19 protein-coding genes are annotated in these 19,093 nt (G+C 37.3%); 8 read left to right on the top strand and 11 right to left on the bottom strand.

What is annotated here, in order from left to right:
* Positions 1-185: 185 nt before the first annotated feature.
* The gene (locus tag SHI21_RS03860; RefSeq protein ID WP_323574806.1) at positions 186-566 is read left to right on the top strand and encodes a hypothetical protein; all 381 of its coding nucleotides are present in this window, start codon (positions 186-188) and stop codon (positions 564-566) included.
* 47 nt (positions 567-613) lie between these two features.
* Here SHI21_RS03860 and SHI21_RS03855 read toward each other — a convergent pair whose 3' ends face one another.
* Positions 614-2,122 (bottom strand): carboxylesterase/lipase family protein, encoded by a 1,509-nt coding sequence (locus tag SHI21_RS03855; RefSeq protein WP_323574804.1) that lies wholly within the window; start codon positions 2,120-2,122, stop codon positions 614-616.
* 280 nt (positions 2,123-2,402) lie between these two features.
* Between SHI21_RS03855 and SHI21_RS03850 the strand changes: the two genes are divergently transcribed.
* Positions 2,403-2,789 (top strand): DUF4399 domain-containing protein, encoded by a 387-nt coding sequence (locus SHI21_RS03850; RefSeq protein WP_323574802.1) that lies wholly within the window; start codon positions 2,403-2,405, stop codon positions 2,787-2,789.
* Between the two features lie 46 nt (positions 2,790-2,835).
* Here the strand turns inward: SHI21_RS03850 and SHI21_RS03845 are convergent, their stop codons facing one another.
* Positions 2,836-4,167, bottom strand: coding sequence for a chloride channel protein (locus tag SHI21_RS03845; protein ID WP_323574801.1), 1,332 nt, complete (start codon positions 4,165-4,167; stop codon positions 2,836-2,838).
* 138 nt (positions 4,168-4,305) lie between these two features.
* Here SHI21_RS03845 and SHI21_RS03840 point away from each other — a divergent pair, with 138 nt between their 5' ends.
* Positions 4,306-5,130 carry a sulfite exporter TauE/SafE family protein gene (locus SHI21_RS03840; RefSeq protein WP_410198808.1) on the top strand — a complete coding sequence of 275 codons (825 nt, stop codon included), beginning with the start codon at positions 4,306-4,308 and terminating at the stop codon, positions 5,128-5,130.
* Positions 5,130-5,495, top strand: coding sequence for a DUF1634 domain-containing protein (locus tag SHI21_RS03835; RefSeq protein ID WP_323574799.1), 366 nt, complete (start codon positions 5,130-5,132; stop codon positions 5,493-5,495). Before SHI21_RS03840 ends, SHI21_RS03835 begins: the two co-directional genes overlap by 1 nt.
* Here the strand turns inward: SHI21_RS03835 and SHI21_RS03830 are convergent.
* Entirely contained in the window at positions 5,492-5,809 is a 318-nt protein-coding gene (locus tag SHI21_RS03830; protein ID WP_323574798.1) for a helix-turn-helix domain-containing protein, read from the bottom strand. The genes SHI21_RS03835 and SHI21_RS03830 overlap by 4 nt on opposite strands.
* A gap of 8 nt (positions 5,810-5,817) precedes the next feature.
* The gene (locus SHI21_RS03825) at positions 5,818-7,536 is read right to left on the bottom strand and encodes a sensor histidine kinase (RefSeq protein WP_323574797.1); all 1,719 of its coding nucleotides are present in this window, start codon (positions 7,534-7,536) and stop codon (positions 5,818-5,820) included.
* Between the two features lie 183 nt (positions 7,537-7,719).
* On the opposite strand from SHI21_RS03825, the gene SHI21_RS03820 reads away from it, so the two are divergent.
* The gene (locus SHI21_RS03820; protein WP_323574796.1) at positions 7,720-9,738 is read left to right on the top strand and encodes a sensor histidine kinase; all 2,019 of its coding nucleotides are present in this window, start codon (positions 7,720-7,722) and stop codon (positions 9,736-9,738) included.
* A gap of 53 nt (positions 9,739-9,791) precedes the next feature.
* Here the strand turns inward: SHI21_RS03820 and SHI21_RS03815 are convergent, their stop codons facing one another.
* Positions 9,792-10,256, bottom strand: coding sequence for a hypothetical protein (locus SHI21_RS03815; RefSeq protein ID WP_323574795.1), 465 nt, complete (start codon positions 10,254-10,256; stop codon positions 9,792-9,794).
* Between the two features lie 149 nt (positions 10,257-10,405).
* Here SHI21_RS03815 and SHI21_RS03810 point away from each other — a divergent pair, with 149 nt between their 5' ends.
* Positions 10,406-10,756: a thioredoxin family protein gene (locus SHI21_RS03810; protein ID WP_323574794.1), complete on the top strand. Its 351-nt coding sequence runs from the start codon at positions 10,406-10,408 to the stop codon at positions 10,754-10,756.
* Between the two features lie 99 nt (positions 10,757-10,855).
* Positions 10,856-12,064 carry a hypothetical protein gene (locus SHI21_RS03805; protein WP_323574793.1) on the top strand — a complete coding sequence of 403 codons (1,209 nt, stop codon included), beginning with the start codon at positions 10,856-10,858 and terminating at the stop codon, positions 12,062-12,064.
* Between the two features lie 39 nt (positions 12,065-12,103).
* Here SHI21_RS03805 and SHI21_RS03800 read toward each other — a convergent pair whose 3' ends face one another.
* Both SHI21_RS03800 and SHI21_RS03795 read right to left on the bottom strand, forming a co-directional pair.
* Entirely contained in the window at positions 12,104-12,982 is an 879-nt protein-coding gene (locus tag SHI21_RS03800) for a hypothetical protein (protein ID WP_323574792.1), read from the bottom strand.
* 4 nt (positions 12,983-12,986) lie between these two features.
* Positions 12,987-14,006 carry a hypothetical protein gene (locus tag SHI21_RS03795; RefSeq protein ID WP_323574791.1) on the bottom strand — a complete coding sequence of 340 codons (1,020 nt, stop codon included), beginning with the start codon at positions 14,004-14,006 and terminating at the stop codon, positions 12,987-12,989.
* Positions 14,007-14,188: 182 nt separating this feature from the next.
* On the opposite strand from SHI21_RS03795, the gene SHI21_RS03790 reads away from it, so the two are divergent.
* Complete coding sequence (locus tag SHI21_RS03790) at positions 14,189-14,797, top strand: hypothetical protein (RefSeq protein ID WP_323574790.1); 609 nt, start codon at positions 14,189-14,191, stop codon at positions 14,795-14,797.
* 53 nt (positions 14,798-14,850) lie between these two features.
* Here SHI21_RS03790 and SHI21_RS03785 read toward each other — a convergent pair whose 3' ends face one another.
* From SHI21_RS03785 to SHI21_RS03770, 4 genes are all read right to left on the bottom strand, one after another.
* On the bottom strand, positions 14,851-16,413 hold the full coding sequence (locus tag SHI21_RS03785; RefSeq protein ID WP_323574789.1) for a hypothetical protein: 1,563 nt from the start codon (positions 16,411-16,413) through the stop codon (positions 14,851-14,853).
* A gap of 4 nt (positions 16,414-16,417) precedes the next feature.
* A complete protein-coding gene (locus SHI21_RS03780) occupies positions 16,418-17,032 on the bottom strand; it encodes a hypothetical protein (protein WP_323574788.1) in 615 nt (204 codons plus the stop codon).
* Positions 17,033-17,277: 245 nt separating this feature from the next.
* The gene (locus SHI21_RS03775; protein ID WP_323574787.1) at positions 17,278-18,060 is read right to left on the bottom strand and encodes a hypothetical protein; all 783 of its coding nucleotides are present in this window, start codon (positions 18,058-18,060) and stop codon (positions 17,278-17,280) included.
* Between the two features lie 49 nt (positions 18,061-18,109).
* The gene (locus SHI21_RS03770; protein WP_323574786.1) at positions 18,110-19,033 is read right to left on the bottom strand and encodes an NHL repeat-containing protein; all 924 of its coding nucleotides are present in this window, start codon (positions 19,031-19,033) and stop codon (positions 18,110-18,112) included.
* Between the last annotated feature and the right edge of the window lie 60 nt (positions 19,034-19,093).

Here is a 19,093-nt window from a genome sequence, read left to right as displayed (position 1 = left end):
GTTTGATGAATTGACGGCCCTATGATGGGCGTAAGTCATACTAACTGTAAATGCACTAAATAGCTAGATACACATGGCCATTCAAGTATTTAGGGCCCTTTAACTATGGCAATTTTACTCAGTTCCTTAAAGGTGCTTGAGGAAAATTCAAATCCTTCGTATGAAGAGTGAAAACGAGGTGAATTATGAAAAAGTTATTATTATTAACTGCTGCTTTCTCTTTTAACGTAATGGCCGGAACAACTCTGGTATGTAACGACCAGAACTCTCATGCTGTTTATAAACTTCAATTAACAGAAGAAAACTCAACTTTAGTTTTCTCACCACTATTAAAAGATAATTCAACTCTTGCTAAAAGTGTTGCGTCTTTGAAATACAATGAAGGTGGATCAAGCGAGCTTTACTCTGTTTATACTGGTAAAAACCTTGATCAAAATACTGTTGTTGTGGAATTAAAAAATAAAGAACTTGTTCGTGGAAAGATTGCGGAAGTTTTCGTTTCTTATTCTAAGAACGCTTCAAATAAACTTGATCAAAAAACTGTTTTCCTTTGCGACGTTGAATAATTAAAAAACTTGAGGTCGATCATATGATCGACCTCAAGACCTTAGTCTTATTTAAAATCAATTGTTCCTTTCCATCCAGGATTTCCTGTCCAAAAGAACTGAGTAAAATGTTTGTTCATCTCTTCTCTTAAAGCTTCTCTCGACTCACGGTTTTCTTCAGTCCATGCAAAACGAGCAAAGTTCTCATTCTTACTATCGAAATTTCCTAAATAGAAAATCGCATCCATTCCATGAACTGATCCCAAAATATCTTTCCACGGTTGTGGAGTGTTATTCCATTCAAAGTTGTAACGGTAAGTTTCTGAGTTATACAGTCTTGCTGTTAAATAGATATTTGAAATAGTGCGGTTAAGTGCAAGTGAAGTAGATTTTGTGGCCGTTCTAAATGTTACATAATTAGTATTGATAACGTCTTCGAACTTCAAATTAGCTGGAGTATTTTGTAAGTATCCCCATAACGTTGCCAGGTCTGGTTTAAAATATTGAGTTCCTAATAGATAAGTGGCCTCATCCATTGTTGAACCAAGAATCATTGGAACTTGCTGGTAGAACCCAAGTGCTGTGGCCTCAAGGCCATGTGGAAACACAACTTCATCTTCAATGTGTTGAACAGGCACACTGTAGTCTTGTCCTAAAACTATTTCATCAGATGTTCTGCTGTATAAGAACTCACGAACCCATTTCTCGCCTTTGGCCTCAATAAATTTACCCGCATCCTTGCGATCAGCAACAAGCCTTGCATTGAAAACAAGATTTTCAACGAAGTCACCTGAGCGTGCTCTTGCCATTGCTTTTGGATAAATATTTGGAAGACCAGATGAACAAACGGCTTTATGAAACAGTCCTTCAGATAATGGAGTTTGTAAGAGTCCCCATACGTTCATACAACCTGCAGACTGCCCCATGATTGTAACGTTGTTTGGATCTCCACCAAAAGTTTTGATATTGTCATGTACCCACTTTAAACCTTGGATTAAATCCAATGTGACAAAGTTTCCAGACTTATCAAGTTTTGTTCCGTTCTCAAGTGCTTTATAAGAAATCGCTCCCAATAAACCGATACGGTAATTTAAACTCACCATAACAATATTTGATTTTGAAGCTAAGTATTTTCCATCATACATTGGGTCAGCAGAAGTTCCTTTAAAGTTTGAACCACCGTGGATCCATACAACAACTGGAAGTTGTTTTTCTTTTGCAGGAGCTGGGCGCCAGACGTTTAAATAAAGACAGTCTTCTGTCCCAACAGGTTTCCCAAATTGAGAAGCAGGAACATTCGCAAAAAAGTTTCCAAGTTGCGGACATGCAGTTGGAAATTTATTCGCTTTTAAAACTCCATCCCAAGGTTGAGCTGGACGAGGTGCTTTCCAACGAAGTGGACCAACAGGTGGAGCTGCGTAAGGAATTCCAAGAAAGGCATCAACATCGTTTGCGACACGAACACCTGAGATCTGACCTTTTTCAATTTCCAGTAAACGGGAATTTGCTTCAACTGTTTGTGAAATCGCAACGACAGCAAGTAGCGCGCAAAGGTTGGTAAGGAATGTTCTATACATAAAAGTCTCCAAAGGATGTAACCCACTTTTCATCGAATACTTCATCATGGATGTTGTGCAATATCAAGGTTCCGCTTTTGCAAAAACTGTACATATCTGTCTAAAGTTCACCAAAAAAATGGAGCACAACAAACTGCACCATCAATTTTCTAACCTCAGTGTAAGAATTAAACATTCGTTTAACTAAATTTTTCCATCTTATAGCAACTTACCCCATACCCATTTTGGCCTCTCAGGAATAGACTTTAATTTCTTTCATATAATGTAAAAGGAGTTCGTTATGAAATTATTTATCTTCGCTCTAGCTTTAACTATGTCTCAAGCATTTGCTGCTGAATCAAAAATGCATTTTGTTAAACCAGCTGACAATGCAATCGTTGCTGAAACTTTTGATGTTGAATTTACTGTTGATGGAATGACTGTTGAAAAAGCAGGGGTAATGAAAAAAGGAACTGGTCACCACCACTTAATCATTGATGGAGAACCTGTTGCAAAAGGAAAAATCGTTCCTAAAGATGCAACACACCTTCACTTTGGTGATGGTGCAACTCACACATCTCTCACTCTAAAGCCAGGTAAGCACACATTGACTCTTCAATTTGCTGATGGATCACACATCTCTCTAGGGCCTGACTACGCAAAAACAATTACTGTAACAGTAAGATAATTAAAAAAAGGCTTCATCATCTTTTAAAATGATGAAGCCTTTTTTATTACTTTCCTCTGATTGAATAATAATCCTGAGGAACAAAAATTCCTCTTCTTGCAATCTTCTCCGTCATAATCGTTTCCTTTAAAAAGAAAATCGAAAATAAAAACGCAGCACTGTTACCTAAAAGTAATGGCGCAATTCCAAAATGTGCACCTGTTACTTCCAGGGCAAAAACAGTTGAAGTAAGTACTGCTCTAGTTGCTCCTGAGAACATTGAAGACATGCACACCAATGCTGTCACCTGAATAGTGATTCCAATATCAGGGAAAAAATGAATTCCGATAAAACTTAAAACAACTCCCAACGAGCTTCCGAAAGTTAGTAACGGTGCAAGTGTCCCGCCAGATGTACCACTTCCAAGAGCGATGGCCCATGAAATGAATTTAAAAATTAAAAGAGTTAGAGCTGGCCATAGAAGAATATTTCCCTGAAGTGCATTTATAATATTGCTATAACCTACTCCCAAAGTTCTTGGATCATAATACCCTATAACCCCAACAGCGACCCCACCGATCATAGGCCACCACATCCAATGGATCGGCAAATGTTCAAATTTATCTTCAACCCAAAAAACAATTTTTGAAACGACACAAGCAACTGCACCAGAAATGGCACCTGCTACGATATAAAAAAGAGTGTTCCATCCATTAACTGCTTCAGCAACTTCTCCAATAGGAAATTCAGGTGCAGTATGACCTGTAGCAAGCCTGATTGAATAGGCAGTCGATACTCCAATAATAACCGGGATAAAAGACTTGGCACTGAATTCAAAAAGAAGAAGTTCAATACAAATAAAAACTGCGGCCAGTGGTGTTCCAAAAATCGCCGTCATTCCGGCAGCAGCTCCGACAGCAAGAAGAATTTTTCTTTCATACTCATGAAAATAAAAATGTCTTCCTATCCATGAACCAACAGAACTTCCTGTTGCAATAATCGGCCCCTCTGCTCCAAAAGGTCCACCTGAACCAATAGCAATCGCTGCAGATAATGGTTTTAAGAAAGTAATCCTTCTAGGGATTCTACTTTCTTTAGTTAAAATATTTTCCATAACTTCAGGAATACCATGGCCCCTGATTGCCGAACTCCCATAGCGCGCCATCAGTCCTACAACAAGACCTCCCAGCACTGGCACTAAAATATAGATGGGAGAAAAATGGTGATTCACTAGCTCTACCGGATGAATTGAGATCGTGTGAAACCAAAATAAATTTGTACAAAAAGCAATTGCTAGCAACAGAACTTTTGCAATCACAGTGGCAATGACCCCAATGAGTGCAGCTAGTAGGCATAGTATGATCATTCGACGGCGTTTAAATTCGACAGGTACATTCATTATATTTTCCTCATGTTAATAGCTCACTTTAGTGAATAGATGCATAGCATGCAATGGGCATTGAATCGAAACGCTGCATCAAAAACTATTTTATTGAACTCCAGACCAAATTTGTCATCACAAATTGAGAGGTCTAGAATGAGCACCATGTATTCAACACTATTATTTTCATCGGCAATCTTCGCAGGCTTTTTAGGATCTCTCTTAGGACTCGGCGGAGGTATTATTATCGTTCCCATATTAACACTTGCACTTGGTATCGACATTCGATTCGCCATTGCTGCCAGTTTAATTTCTATCGTGGCCACTTCATCAGGCGCGGCTGCAAGTTTTTTAAAAGACCATCTCACTAATCTTCGCCTGGCCGTTTTATTAGAAGTCGGAACCGTTTGCGGGGCCATCGTTGGATTTCTTTTAGCGAGTAGTATCAACTCTAAGTTTTTATTTATATTGTTTGGTTTCTTCTTACTTTTTTCTGCACTAATGATGTTGAGAAAAAAAGAAGACCATCGTGCAGACGTTGATCACCCTTGGTCAGAAAAATTAAAACTTGCCGGTCAGTACACTGAAAAAAATGGTCAGCTTATTCATTACAAAATCGCCAGCGTTCCTCTGGGGCTTGGTTTAATGTTTGTCGCTGGAATCCTTTCTGCTTTACTTGGAATTGGAAGTGGCATTTTTAAAGTTATGGCGATGGATGGAGTTATGAAGATTCCGATGAAGGTTTCATCTGCAACTTCAAACTTTATGATTGGTGTAACAGCGACGGCCAGTGCCGGTGCTTACTTTTTAAGAGGTGATATACGCCCGGAGATCGCTTGTCCTGTTTCAGTAGGAATCATTATAGGATCATGGGTTGGCGCTCGTGTAATGCCTAAAATGCCTGCTGCAACGATTAGAAAAATCTTTGTAATCGTACTCTCTATCGTCTCTGTACAAATGTTAATGAAAGGATTTAAATAATGGATGAGTTAGAATCATTAGAATTAAAAATTTCTAAATTTCTTCGCCTGGGTGTTATCGTTGCAGGCGTATTCATGCTGATTGGATGGATTTCACAGCTGGTTTTTCAAGAACATTCTTTTGAACTCTTAAAAACATACAATGCTGTTTCATTAGGCGAAACATTAAGAATCGCTTTTGAAAATAATCAGTGGTCTGAATTGATTGCTTATTTAGGATTAGTCATCCTGATTGCATTACCTATTACACGCGTTTTTCTAACAGCGTTTTTATTCGTAAAACAAAAAGAATATGTGCTTGCTGGAATTGCAAGTTTTGTTCTTATCGCTCTTATTGTGAGCTTCTCTTTAGGAATTGAACTCTAAGAACTTTTTTTTATTTGTTTAAATTCTTTAGAAAGATTTTCTACCAGTTGCTCTGTTGCAAGTGTTACCAACAAATCAAAAAGCACATCAACTTTAACTTGTAAAAGAAGTGAAAGTTCATGCAATTTTTTTACTGGTGGACTAGAGATTCCTCTTTCCCAATCAGAAATAAATTGTGGACTTGTGTAACCTAAATTCGCTGCAAGCTCTGCTTGAGAAAATTCTTTTTCAAGTCTCATTTTGCGAATAAAACTCCCAAGAGTTTCACGCATTTGTTTAGGATTCTTTTTTGTTTTTTTCTTTTTAGCGATCATATGTAAAATTATCCTACCGCAAAACCATTTGTTGTCAACGTGACTTCTTTCTCAAGAAAAAATGTTGCTATAAATTTTGTTCCTTTTCCAGCATTACTTTCAACTGAAATACTTCCTCGGTGTGCTTCAACAATTTGTTTAGAGATATATAAACCTAAACCTAATCCTGAGACTGCAGGATCCTCATTTACTCTCTCAAACCTATCGAAAATTTGATCTTGTTTATTAAATGGAATTCCTTGTCCATTGTCACTAACTTCAACTATTGCAAATTCATTTTTTTGAAACACTTTTATTTGAACCGCTTTTCCTTCACCATATTTTATTGCATTAGAAAGTAAATTCGTTACGACTTGCCCTACTCGTATACAATCAACATTGCCAATGATTGAACTACTTTCTGATTCAAATGTAATTTCAGAACCACCACGTGTAGCAACTGAATTTAATTGAGAAACACAATCTGTAACAATCGGAATGATGTCACACATTTCTCTCTTAATTTCTAGTTTACCAAGTCGTAATTGTGCAAGATCCATTAACACTTCTTGCAGTGTGGATAGCTTTTTAGTTAATAGACTCGCACGAATTATAATTTTTTTCATTTGGTCAAAGTCTATTGTTTTTTCGTCATCCTCTGTCACTCTTTCTAATAAATAAAATTGCAAATTTAGTGCAGTTAATGGAGTTCGAAGTTCATGCGAAGCAATTGAAAGAAAATCATCACGCATACGAACGGCATTTTTTGCTTCTTGATAGAGTTCACTATTTTGATTTGCAATCTCAGCAAGCTCTGCAGTCCTCTGCTGTACTTTAATCTCCAGCTCCTTATGCGACTGCTGTAAATCCTGATATGACTTCTGAAGCATATCTCCCATCGTATTAATTGATTGTGTAAGCTGACCTATTTCATCTCCAGTATTTATATTTAAACGCCGATCGAAATTTCCATGAGAAAATTCTTCAGTAAGTTTATTTAATCCAAAAAGTCCTCGTGAAATAGATCTACTGGTAAAAAAAGTTAGTGTTAATCCAATACTCTCCACAGTAATAACTAAAATAAATAGAGTCACAAACACAATGCTTTCAAGCCAGCGTGAACCTTCACCTAAAACACGAGAAAAAATTTCTTCAACTCTGGTGAGCTCATTATTTATTTCAATAACACGATCCAGATGTGCCTCCATTCCTGGAGTATCGGCCACACCATCCTGTACGGCCTTGCGATAACTCCAAACAACTTCTCTAAGTTCTATTAAAAGTCGATCGCCCTCACTCCACGCTGCGACAGCTTCCTGGATGTAGCTAACCCAATAAAATCTTCTTAGAAGATTTACGATTGATTCAATATCTGCAGGATGCACATGCCCTTGAATAAAACCTTCTCTAACAGCTTGCATATCCGGTGACGTTTTTTGCAATTCAACTCTTGCCCTGCGATCACCATCAGGAATTTTTAAAGCTTCTCCGAATGCTAAATAATCCCATTCATCTTTTGTCATCACATAGCGCTGAAAACGGTAGACTGCATTTTTTTGTGCCTTGGACCAACTGGCCTCTCCACCAACAAAAGCACGTAAGGCAGACAAACTAGACATCGCAAATCTTAGCGTGAGCAATTCAATAATAATTAACAAGGCCATGGCCCCGACAACGAAGTATAGTTTTTTAGAAATAGAAATATTTTTCCAAATCTTTAAAATGGGGAATGTATTCAAAGGATGCATCTTAACTTCTCATGTCACTACCCCACTAATTCTATTACCAAACTAAAGATTTTGTTTAGTCCTTTTTAACAATATTTTATTTATGAACAATCAATGGTGCGCCACGAGTCATCGGGTCTCTTTTGTTGTCAATAAGAACTAATTAGAGCTACTCTGCATAGAGGGAGTTAGCTTTAGGAGACGATGAAAACCTTACTTTCTAATAAGATTTTTAGAGGTCTAATGCTGGCCTTGGCATTGCCATCCCTGGCCTTATTTCTTCAAATTTCTTTAGAGTTTTTGAATAATAGCCGTGAATGGCTTTTTTTCTATCCGGCCATTTTTGCAACGGCCTGGTTTGGTGGTGCCCGTTATGGGTACGTTGCGACTTTTCTCTGCGTCTTTCTCTCCATTTTTTTTCTCATCCCACCAATTTATAGTTTTAAAATCCTCTCTTATGCTTCTTTCATTGAAATTTCTATTTTCACACTTATGGGTCTCTCAATCAGCTTTATGATGGGAAAAATCCTTTCTAAATATATCGTTGCTTCAGAGCATTCTGAAGAACTGGAAAAATCAACGGAATACTTAGATTCATTACTTGATCACATTCCCATGACTGTTTTTGTAAAAGATGCGAAGGATCTTCGCTTCACACATTTAAATAAAGCAGGTGAAGAACTCTTGGGGTTTGATCGTTCTGAACTGATCGGCAAATCTGACTTTGATTTTTTTCCAAAAGAGCAGGCAGAACATTTTACACAGGTTGATAAAGATGTAATTGCCGGGAAACATGTTGTCGATACTAAAGAAGAACTTATTCAAACCAAGCATCACGGCACTCGAGTTCTTCATACAAAAAAAATTCCTCTCTTCGCAAAAGATGGAAATCCTCAATATCTGCTCGGCGTTTCTGAAGATATCACTGACAAAAAAAATGCAGAAGAAGAAATGATGAGGATGATTAAGGAAGAAGCGGCATTAAAAGAACGTGAAATTGCCACCGCTAAAGATATCTTTCTGGCAAAAGTTAGTACGCTCTTATCTACTACACTCGACTACAAAGAAACATTAAACATGATCGCCAATCTTGCTGTCACGGCCCTTGGTGACTGGTGTACTATTTCGATGATCAACGACGAAGGCCAATTTGAAAGAGCGGCCGGAGCTCATGCTGATAAAAAGAAAACACCTCTACTTGAAGAGTACATGGCCAATTATCTGCCTGATCAAAGAGTGAATTCAGTCAATGGAGATTCATCTTTTTATAATTATCAAATTAGTAATTCTGAACTGAAGGCCATGATAAAAGATAAACGCCAGCTGGAACTTCTTTTAGAACTTGGTGCGAACTCAAGCATGATTGTTCCCATTAAGGCGCGTGGAAAAGTCCGAGGCTCCTTATCTTTTATCGCAGGTACTTCCAAACCTAATTTCTCTGCACTGGATTTAGCTTTAGCAGAAGACTTTGGAAGAAGAGCTGGAATCGCAATTGAAAATGCTCTACTTTACAGTGCTGCTCAATCGGCGATCCGTGCGCGTGATGAGTTCGTCTCTATTGCTTCTCATGAATTAAAGACACCGATTACTTCTTTAAAAATGCAGCTCCAAATGATGTTAAGAGGAATTAACATTGAGAAGAATCAAGCACCGCCACCTGAAAAATTACTTAAGGCCTTAACAAGTTCAACCAAACAAATTGATCGCCTCACAGTCTTAATTGAAGATCTTCTGGATGTAACAAGAATTGAAACCGGAAAACTGACTTACAAGTTTGAGAAAGTAGATCTGAGTCTCATGGTTAAAGAAATTATGGATCGTTACGCTGAAGAAGCAAAATACGCCAAAACAGAATTCAAACAAAACCTGCAGGAGAATGTCATCAGCTTCTGTGATCGTTATAGAATCGAACAGGTCTTTATTAATCTTTTATCAAATGCCATTAAATACGGATCTAATAATCCGGTTGAAGTAACAGTCACAAGTACCCCAGGTAAGGCCATTATCATTGTTAAAGATCAGGGGTTGGGAATTGCCAAAGAAATGCAGGGCAAAATCTTTGAAAGATTTGAAAGAGCTATCTCAAGCACAAATATCAGCGGACTAGGGCTTGGATTGTATATAACAAAACAAATCATCGACGCTCATCAGGGCACAATTGAAGTTGAAAGTGACTTAAATATCGGCTCAACTTTCAAAGTCTGCTTACCAACAGGTTTATAAGTTTTATGACTGACCTGATTTCCAATCGCAAAAATGAAAACCAGGCCAATAATTTATTCTTGTGTGCAGACGATACGTTTGCTCAATGGTTTTCCTAAGTACTGGCCATCAAGATTTGAGTAAAGCGTTCCATCTTCTACATAAATTTTCGTTTTAAATGTCCCCACTTGTTTTCCTAAGAAGAAAACATCTGCATCTGAGACGACTGCACCTGGAACACATCTAGAGCGAGAGTCAATTCTCACTTTAATACCAACGCGAGGAAGTCTTTCCTTTCTTGATTCTAATTTTCCATCAGTGCGGATAGCATCTGTGCGGCTTTCATTTGTTTCATCATCATTGTAATAGATCTGATAAAACATCACATCGTCTTTTAGATATTGTTCAACAATATACTCTCCACGAATATCTCTAATTTCAGATTTACATTTTGGGTAACGCCCTTCCAGTTCCGGGCAATCACCTGCATAGGTATTGATTGAGATTAGTGCGGCAGTTAATGCAATTAAATACTTCATAGATCATCCTTTGATTTATGGTTAACTCTGAATAAGTCTGAAATAGAATTTTGAATATGCCTATTAAAATATAAGCGACAAATCTTTGACAGCTATCAATAGTCTTTAGCTTCCATTAATATATAATCAACATTCACCTGGAATAATTTATGGGTTCAAAAATAGTCACTGCACAAAATATCGATGAAATTTTAGAAAAAAACGAATTAGTCGTTTTAGATTTCTGGGCCTCATGGTGTGAACCATGTAAAGTCTTTGGACCAATTTTCGAAAGTGTTGCAAAAAAAAATCCTGATATCTTTTTTGGAAAAGTTAACACTGAGATTGAACTTGTTCTTGGAGAAGACTTCCAGATTCGCTCTATCCCTACATTAGTCATCTTAAAAGAGCGCACAATCATCCTAGATCAACCAGGGTCTATCCCTGAGTATCTACTAGTGAAAATCGTCAATGAAGCAAAAGCGATAGATGTTTCTAAACTCGAAGCTGAAGAAAACTAAAAGATCCAACAGTTTACCATGAACTTTTTACCGGTCTAATTGACGTCAATATTTTTATTTGAGACTTGACCTCTAATACACACTATTAGGGGCATAAAAATGCGTTTATTATCAATCCTTGCCATGACATTTATGGCCTTTTCGGCACAGGCCTACCAAGGCGTTACTCGTATTGGTCTTTATAAAGATTCAATGCTGGATACTACAAGAATCACTCACATCATCGTTGTTGGATCAGCTGTTAAAGAAGATTCAAACCAGTTTTTCCAGTCTGGAGTTATCCGCGCTGAAAAATACAAACAACTTTGGCCTGATCATCAAGTCGTTATTATGAGTTCTCCTGAAGTAAGAGGAGCTGATGATGATAAAGTTTTTGCTGATTTCAATATTCCAGTTGTTAAAATTATTAATGATTCTTTCACTCCGGAAGTTTTCATTCCAGAACTAAGAAACTACACAAAAATTGCCAGTCTTGATTACTATGGACACTCTTCTCCATGGGCACTAAAGCTTGGGAAATCAAACGCTGCCTTAACACCGGATGCTTACGAGAAAAAACTAAGATCACTGAAAGGAAATTTCCTTCCAGGTGCTTACATGACTCTTAATGGATGTAACAGTGGTTTTTCAATTGCACCGGATCTTTCAAAATATTTAGAAATACCGGTTTCAGGGTCTTTAACTGGAACTCTATTTGAGAGAATTGAATCAGACTCACAATGGTACAAAGAAGCAGACTGGACGAAAGAAAATTACGTCACAATCAATCCTGCTACATTTGGTGAAGATGCTGCTTGCTCGCTTGGTCTTTGCTGGAGAATGAAGCCTTCTCAACACAGTTACGGTTCTTACTGGGGATCGTTCAAAGAAGGATTAAACTTCTATAAATTTTTCTGTAACTTTGAAAATACTGACGGACGCTGTGAAAAAGCAATGGCACTTTCACTTCTATCTTTCCCTTCTGTTAAATCAATCAATGTTGATTCATCAGTAGAAGACTTTAAAGCTGTGGCAATGGATTACATCTGTACAACTTATAAAGACAAAACAAAATTTGATACTTGTGTGGCGGGAATTAACGCCGCTATCGCTCGTGGTGACTTAGTTTATCAATCTCACCCAGGGCCAGAGTTAAACTGTAACTTCAAGACTTGTAATGCTTTAGTTGTTTGTAAAGAAAAGCGTTTTGGAGATGGCCCAAAAGGTGGAACTTGCAGACTGAAAGTTGATATTAAACCAAATCCAACAAACGCTGCTCAGGAAATGGTTTCGTTTTTAAAAGGTTTCGAATTACTTAAGAAAAATTAATCAAAAAAAAGGGAGCTCTTAGCTCCCTTTTTTATTTCTTTATGGATTCCACCAATTGTCATCTTTCTTCAAGCATCTTACTGCATTTTTAACCTGAGCTTTATTCGGATGTTTCCATCCCAAAATTTTCGAAGCACCAAGAGCAGTTGTATCACCTAGGAAAACCTGAGCTCCAGATCCTTTCCAGTAATCTGTACAAGTCACAAAGTTTCCAAGAGTCACACAGTAATCTTTACGAACATCCAGAGCGTCTGTAGCAGCTTTAGCTTTCACACCTTTAAGTTCTTCAAGAGTATAGAGTTTTTGTTCATAAAGACTCATCACAAGTCTTTTAAGATCATACTCTCTATGAATCACTGAACAGATATAGTCATCGATCTTTTTAACTTGTGGATCATTGCTGTCATCAGTTTCAGCTTCAGTTTTAGCTGGTACGGCAACAACTGGAGTTTCTACTTTTGGGCAATTAATTGATTCAGCGGTTTCTGCCGAAACAGTTATAGGAGCAACGTCATCACATGCACCAACGCTTGCACCATTGTGATCATAAAGAGCACAATCAATTTTAAACTTTAATCCGTTTAACTCATATGTTCCTAGAACGATATAAGATCCACCTGATAATTTTGTTACGCGAGAAATCTCAGCTTGTTCAGCATCCATTCCTACTGCGCGACTTGCAAGAGTCGTTTTTACATTAGCACGCGCTAGAGCTGCGCTAATTTTTGAGTTAACGGCCTTGCTTGGATTACAAGTATCAGTTGATTTTGAACTTTGGAATGTTCCTAAAACGACTTTACCTTTTTTCCCTTCCAGCATTTTCCCCAATGGTTTTACCGAATCGTTAATATGCGATTCCATTGTCTGGGCCTGTATATTTAAAGAAACAAATAATGCTAGTAATAATATTTTTTTCATTTTCTTAATCCTGGATTAAACCTGGGATGGCCGACTTAACAGCATCCATAACATTTAGACTCATTTGTTTTGAAGCCGATGCCAGAGCATCATCTTCACTTTCCTCAGTAGAGAAACCTTGTACAGTTGCTCCCTTGTTTGATCCAAGAACTCTTCCTGTCGCAATATCTTTTACGATCACACCAAATTTATAAACAATCGTGTAACCTAGTGCACTTTTTGTTTTTCTCGGAAGACCAGCTTCTTTAAAAACAATTTCAATCCCTGCTTTTGGTTTTGTTCCACCAACTTGAGCAGTGAAGCCTCTTCCGCCTAACATTGTTTCAGCATCAAGGGCCACTTCATCATATTTAGGGAATTCATCGATATAGAAAACGATACTGCGTTTTGCTTCGTCGTAAGTTTTATCTAAATCAACTTCTGCCGTTTTAAATTTTTCCCACCAAGAAGCTCCTTCTTTTTTCAAATATGTTTTGTACATATCTGCGCGAAGAATAGCTGATTCATTGGCCTCCAGGTCTTTCTTAGCAATATCGTAGCGTCTTACAACTTCGACATAGTCTTTTTTCTTTTGAGCGCTCATGACGTCTTCAAGTTTTTTATCTAAAACTTTCATGAATCCAACAGCATCTGTATAGGCCGTTGCCACATCAAATGTGTATGCCATACAAGTTGTATTGTGTAAGTCTTTTGCTTCTTTGAAAAATTTAACCCCAATTATTTTATCAACATTAGTTGATACGTTGACGATACCTTTGTAGGCCGTCGACTTATCTGTTTCATCTAATGTCATTGATGATTCAACGTTCGCACGTAATTGGGAAACGATATCCTGATAAGCACGTTGCTTAGCTTCGTCCTTGCCTTTTAATTTATCTTTATCAGTACTAAGACCAATACCAAAAATTGTATTTGATGAAGGCGTATAACCTTTCATCAATTCGTCACGGTCACAGTCGCCGGCATAAGCATTAATTGCTGCGAAAGCGAATATCAGAGAACATAGTCCAGTCGTTAATTTCATACTTCCCTCTCATCATTAATAGATTATCCCTAGCATAGTTTTGTTTCCCGAATACTTCAACTCTTATGCAACGCCATTTATTTGACACATAAATAGTGTTTCTTAATATGAAAATTGAGTTTATTTTTCTCTGGATTCATAGTTGAATACCCTTAGTGATTACTAATTAAAGGAGAAACCTTATGAACTCTAAGTTCCTACTAGTAGCAGGATTGCTTGTATTAGCATCATGCTCATCTGCTCAAAAAAAATACGATGGTAAAGAACTTCAACTAACATCTTCTGGTGAGTCTTCTAGACCATTCTGGACGATGGATGGTGGATACAAAATTGAAAAACTAAGAGACCACTATAACGATGATAAAGATGCTCCAAAAAATGCATACTTCGTGACTCAAGCTTCTGTGATGAAAGCTGACCTAGTTCCAAACTGCTACAATATGGCACGCACAAGAGCTTCTGCTGAAGTTTCTGAACAAGTAAGTGATGTTGTTAAGCAAGCTGGTGCAATGGCCGTTACCAACACAAGTACAGAATTCAACAAGATGATTGAAACTCAAAGCAAGAACATGATTGTTGGTGCAGAAATGATCGACAAAACTTGGTTTAAAGTTGAAGGTGAAGAAACAAATCCATACAAATGTTTTATCGTTTTATCAGTTCCAAGAAAGAATCTTGATAAACTACAACAAAACATGATGACGATGCTTGAAAAAGAAATGTCAGGTGATCCTGGGATGATTAAACAAGTTAAGGAATCTGTAGAAAAAAGAATGCAAGAAAGTTTTTAGTCTCTTAAATAAATGAAATAAAAAAGCCTCCCATTGGGAGGCTTTTTTTATATCTAGAAAAATGTTTTAAGACTTACTTTTTCATCTTTGGCGACACTAAATCTTCCCACTAAATTTTCAACTTTCGTTGCTGCATTCTGGGCATAAAATTCATATTCACCAGGAGGCAATTTAAATGAGTTCATACGAACTTGATTCGGCAGTGTAATCCATGAACGAAGATCTGCTTTTTCTGTTTCTGCAATCCCGCGTGAAGCCAGGTTGTAAGCAGCTGTTCCAGACATTAGGGCAATTCCATCTCCCATCTTATCCTTTAAGTTTTTATAGGTAAGATAAGCACCTGCAAGGGCCGTAAGATGTTTTGCAGCTACTCGTGTACCAACTTTAACTAAGTCAGAAGTCGCTTTAGAATCCATCGTGTAATAGGCCATTTCAGAAAGAGGGTCTACTAGTAATCCTGATTTCTCAGAAACTACTGCGCCACCTTTTTTTACAATAATCTTAAAGTCTTCGTTATTAGCTCTATAAGGAATCGTTGGCATTTCAAAAGCAATCTTAGGAATGACTTGATCAACGATAACTAGTGCATGTTTTGAGAATCCAACAAAGTCTGATGCTGTTCCTACTGTTACTTTCGCAGCACTAAGACCTATAGGGAATTCATATTTTTTAATTTCTTTACTGGCAATAAGCCCTTCGTGCCAGACAAGATAAACGTTATCAACGTCACCTTTATTCATTTCTTTTACTTGCTCATCAGAGTAAGCAAGCACAGCTGCGTTTAACGGAGTTGAACCCACATATTTCGACTGAACTAAATCAGTATTCATTTCTGAAAGCTTTTTATAGTCATTGTTAAAGTCTTTATATTTGGTATTGAAACTTTGATAGCTGTTGTAATACCTGAAGACTGTATTCTTTGATTCTTTATAAAGTCCTAAAGCAATCTGGCGGTCAGATGATGTATCTGCTTTTTCATGAATCACTGCACCTACAAACTTAGCAAGAAGGTCATCTTTATAAGTGACTTCTCCACCTGATGTTTTTTTGAAATCTTCCAGGATTGAATTCCACTCTAATAAAACTGCTTTGGCAGCTTGTAAGTGAAATCTTTTTTTCGACTCATCGAGAGTCACAGAGGCCACAGGATTTTTTCCAGTGATCTTCCCTTTCTCGTCACGTTTTTCTTCCGTGTAAGCTTCATATACACCTTTTTCATAAAGGTTGTAATGAACCAGGATTGTATAGTAGCGAATTAAAGAGCGCTCGTATCTTTCTCCATAGTAATTGTCAGCAGATTGGTTTCCAACCGCGCTTGCAACTTTTTTAGAGATTGAAACGGTAAAAAGTTTGTCTGATAAATCGCGAGCAAGATCAAAATACTGAAGGGCCTGGTAATACTCTCCACTGTATAAGTGAAGAGTACCAAGTTCCAGGTATTTTAAAAGTCTTGATTCTTCATCTTTGTAGATTGAATCCCCTTTCATAATTTCAAGTGCAGACTTGTAGTCTTTCTTTTGTACAAGGTCTCTATACTTAATAATTTCTTTTTGGTTCCCAGCGCATCCAGCCAGAACAACAAGTGCAAAACATAAAAGGGTATTCAATCTTTTCATCTAACTACCAACCAGCTTTTGCTTGCTCAGAATATTTTTGAGCTTTTGAACGTACACGTAATACTTCTTCAGAAGTTTTAAGGTTCGTCATTCTTAGGTTAACAGTGTACTGCTTTAGAGTTCTTCCATCTCTTGTTTCTGGGTTCATACGAACGTTCCCAAGGATGATTAGATCTGCACCAGTTTGTTTTCCGATTTGAACCATTTGAGATGGATCAACCATACCTTCTGCCTGGTACTTCACTTCCTTTAAAATCTTATCGCGACCTTGGTTGTCGATAATTGTGTACTCACCTGAAGCTGAGAATTCATTCAAAAGTTCATCGTTCATGTCAGCGATAGGAAAATATGGCTCAGAAGTTTCGTTTTGAACTTCCATGATAAAAATCTTTGGTTTTTTCTTTGAGTCACCAAGGTATCTTTGGAAACCTTTGTGTTTTTGGATTTGTTCAAGCATATCTTTTACTGCAATTTCTGTGTCCTTTAGAACCCATTTATCAGTAATAGTTAGTGCTTTTTCATCACCCTTAGCTCCGTCAACTCTTTCAGCTTTAAAGCTTGAACAGCTGGTTAATAACATCGTCATAGCAATAGCTACAAGTGTAAGGCTTGCTTTCATTAGTACTCCTCTTGAGTGTTGGTAAATTTAATAAGAAGATTCTATGAGGGGAAAAACAGAGCTTCAAGAGTAATAATGAATTATTTACTCATGACAACGTGCAAACTTCTTAAGCTTTACACAATTCTGACAAAGCAGTTGATTAGGATTTTTTATTTTGAATAATCTACGTGTAAACTGTTGCAGTTTTCTATTTTGCTACATACTGTTTCAGAAAAAAAAGGCCCGCATAAAGCGGGCCTTGATTATTTTGCCATCGTAGCATTATCTTGATTTTCTTCTCTCTTGTAACCAAACGGAGTTGATGATTTATCTCCTGCTGGTTTTCTTGGACCGTCATTAACTCCAGTTCTATCAGTGGCCTTTGGAGCATTGATTCTTTCATTAAGTACGATTAAATCTTCTGCAACTTTATTTAATTCGTCTGCAGTTCCTTTAATTTCTTTTGAACTTACTTTTGCACAAGTAATCTCTTCATACTTTCTTACTGTATATTTTTCATCTTTATCAACATACATTTCTGGTTCTGATTTTACGCTACCAAATAAAGTTGTATCAATAATGAAACCATTTTTATTAGCTTCACCTGGCATAATCTCAGCTGAAACAATACTCTTTAGAGCTTTTTCATATCCAAGGTACTGGCAAAGAGAATCCCCTTCTGTGATTCTTTTTTCTTTTGGCTTATAGATATTGCTGTAGTCTACGCGAATTGCAAAAAATGGTTTTCCAAATCCAGCTTCATCAAGATCAGCAGATGTAAATTTTTTAGCTTGAATATTGGCTTTTTTAGCAGCTTCTTCAGAAGACTTTGCAGCATTTTCTTCTTGTTGCCATTTTTTCTTTTGTTGAGCTTCTTTATAGAAGTCAGACTCACCAAATTTTGCAATACACTTTGCAATTTGTTCATCCGTCGATTTTCCACTTGCCACCATATCATCACAAAGATTTTTTGATGCCGCCATTACTCCAACTTGTGGGTAAACAGCTAAAAGAGAAAATGAAAAAAGGAATGCTTTAAAAGTCATAAAATACCTCGCTACAAACATGATAGAACAAATTCAGGTCAAAAATAACCTAGTAATTTGGTACGGAAAAAACTGCATTTGGTGTCCCAATGAGAGATCCACCAAGTGTCCTTACAAAAGTTCCCGTCGTTGTAATCTCTACTATTTGATTATAACCGGAATCAACAATAAGAATATTTCCATTTAGGGCCTGAGTCAAAGTTCTTGGTGAAGCAAGCACGGCAAGATCAGAATATATAGTTGCGATCCCGGTCATGGCCGCACTGACAGTTCTAATTGTGTCCGTCGTTCCGTTAAAGGCCATAGCAATTTTTCCATCTGCCAGTTCAATACAACCAAAGGCATCTGTCGTTCCAGCAATTCCTGAAACAACAGCAGCTCCTACAATGACAGCATTCTGCGTGTATCTCTTCACATTATCTGAACCAGATGAACACACAATGAACCCCCCATCGGCCGTGGCAAATAACTGCTCTGCCGTTGTCGAAGTTCCACCTAATGTATTAGGCCAAGTGACACCAGCGACTGATGTTCTTCTCACACCAGTTGTCGTAAAACGTTCAATGTTACTTATTTCGGAAACTAAAATATCACCATTTTGTAATTGAGTGAGTCCTTTAAGTGCTCCCGTTAAATTTGCATCTGCAATAAGAGTTCTATAGGCACCATTTACAAGTGAGACGGCCCCTACTCTTGGTGATCCATTAACTGTAAAAATAATTTCATTTGTATCTTTTTTTAAAGCGACATCATAAATGGACTCTGCAATGTTATCCAGGTCATATAAAACAGTTTTATAATTACCATTAGAATCTAATAAAATAAGAGAGCGAGATGTTCCATTTACAACAATGATATCTCCGGGTCTGACTAAGTAGGTCTCATTAGATTTAGTAGGTATTGCTTTGTCTTGTTTGCAACCAAAGAAAAAAGTCATTCCAAGAATCAGTGCTACAGTGTTTAAACATTTCATATAACCAACCAAATTTATCCTATTAAAAATCGTCTCCATCGACCTGACATTTTGATGTTA

It is taken from the genome of Bacteriovorax sp. PP10 (genome assembly GCF_035013165.1).
Taxonomy (GTDB): Bacteria; Bdellovibrionota; Bacteriovoracia; order Bacteriovoracales; family Bacteriovoracaceae; genus Bacteriovorax; species Bacteriovorax antarcticus.
The sequence above is the reverse complement of the archived record's forward strand: the minus strand, read 5'-3'. Positions and strand labels throughout refer to the sequence as shown.

Excerpts from the sequence above, each read along its gene's own strand:
- SHI21_RS03805 (WP_323574793.1), top strand. The coding sequence starts at position 10,856 with ATGCGTTTATTATCAATCCTTGCCATGACATTTATGGCCTTTTCGGCA.
- SHI21_RS03830 (WP_323574798.1), bottom strand. The coding sequence starts at position 5,809 with ATGATCGCTAAAAAGAAAAAAACAAAAAAGAATCCTAAACAAATGCGT.
- SHI21_RS03825 (WP_323574797.1), bottom strand. The coding sequence starts at position 7,536 with ATGCATCCTTTGAATACATTCCCCATTTTAAAGATTTGGAAAAATATT.
- SHI21_RS03770 (WP_323574786.1), bottom strand. The coding sequence starts at position 19,033 with ATGAAATGTTTAAACACTGTAGCACTGATTCTTGGAATGACTTTTTTC.
- SHI21_RS03840 (WP_410198808.1), top strand. The coding sequence starts at position 4,306 with ATGAGCACCATGTATTCAACACTATTATTTTCATCGGCAATCTTCGCA.
- SHI21_RS03850 (WP_323574802.1), top strand. The coding sequence starts at position 2,403 with ATGAAATTATTTATCTTCGCTCTAGCTTTAACTATGTCTCAAGCATTT.
- SHI21_RS03820 (WP_323574796.1), top strand. The coding sequence starts at position 7,720 with ATGAAAACCTTACTTTCTAATAAGATTTTTAGAGGTCTAATGCTGGCC.
- SHI21_RS03860 (WP_323574806.1), top strand. The coding sequence starts at position 186 with ATGAAAAAGTTATTATTATTAACTGCTGCTTTCTCTTTTAACGTAATG.
- SHI21_RS03795 (WP_323574791.1), bottom strand. The coding sequence starts at position 14,006 with ATGAAATTAACGACTGGACTATGTTCTCTGATATTCGCTTTCGCAGCA.
- SHI21_RS03785 (WP_323574789.1), bottom strand. The coding sequence starts at position 16,413 with ATGAAAAGATTGAATACCCTTTTATGTTTTGCACTTGTTGTTCTGGCT.
- SHI21_RS03855 (WP_323574804.1), bottom strand. The coding sequence starts at position 2,122 with ATGTATAGAACATTCCTTACCAACCTTTGCGCGCTACTTGCTGTCGTT.
- SHI21_RS03845 (WP_323574801.1), bottom strand. The coding sequence starts at position 4,167 with ATGAATGTACCTGTCGAATTTAAACGCCGTCGAATGATCATACTATGC.
- SHI21_RS03815 (WP_323574795.1), bottom strand. The coding sequence starts at position 10,256 with ATGAAGTATTTAATTGCATTAACTGCCGCACTAATCTCAATCAATACC.
- SHI21_RS03835 (WP_323574799.1), top strand. The coding sequence starts at position 5,130 with ATGGATGAGTTAGAATCATTAGAATTAAAAATTTCTAAATTTCTTCGC.
- SHI21_RS03780 (WP_323574788.1), bottom strand. The coding sequence starts at position 17,032 with ATGAAAGCAAGCCTTACACTTGTAGCTATTGCTATGACGATGTTATTA.
- SHI21_RS03775 (WP_323574787.1), bottom strand. The coding sequence starts at position 18,060 with ATGACTTTTAAAGCATTCCTTTTTTCATTTTCTCTTTTAGCTGTTTAC.
- SHI21_RS03810 (WP_323574794.1), top strand. The coding sequence starts at position 10,406 with ATGGGTTCAAAAATAGTCACTGCACAAAATATCGATGAAATTTTAGAA.
- SHI21_RS03790 (WP_323574790.1), top strand. The coding sequence starts at position 14,189 with ATGAACTCTAAGTTCCTACTAGTAGCAGGATTGCTTGTATTAGCATCA.
- SHI21_RS03800 (WP_323574792.1), bottom strand. The coding sequence starts at position 12,982 with ATGAAAAAAATATTATTACTAGCATTATTTGTTTCTTTAAATATACAG.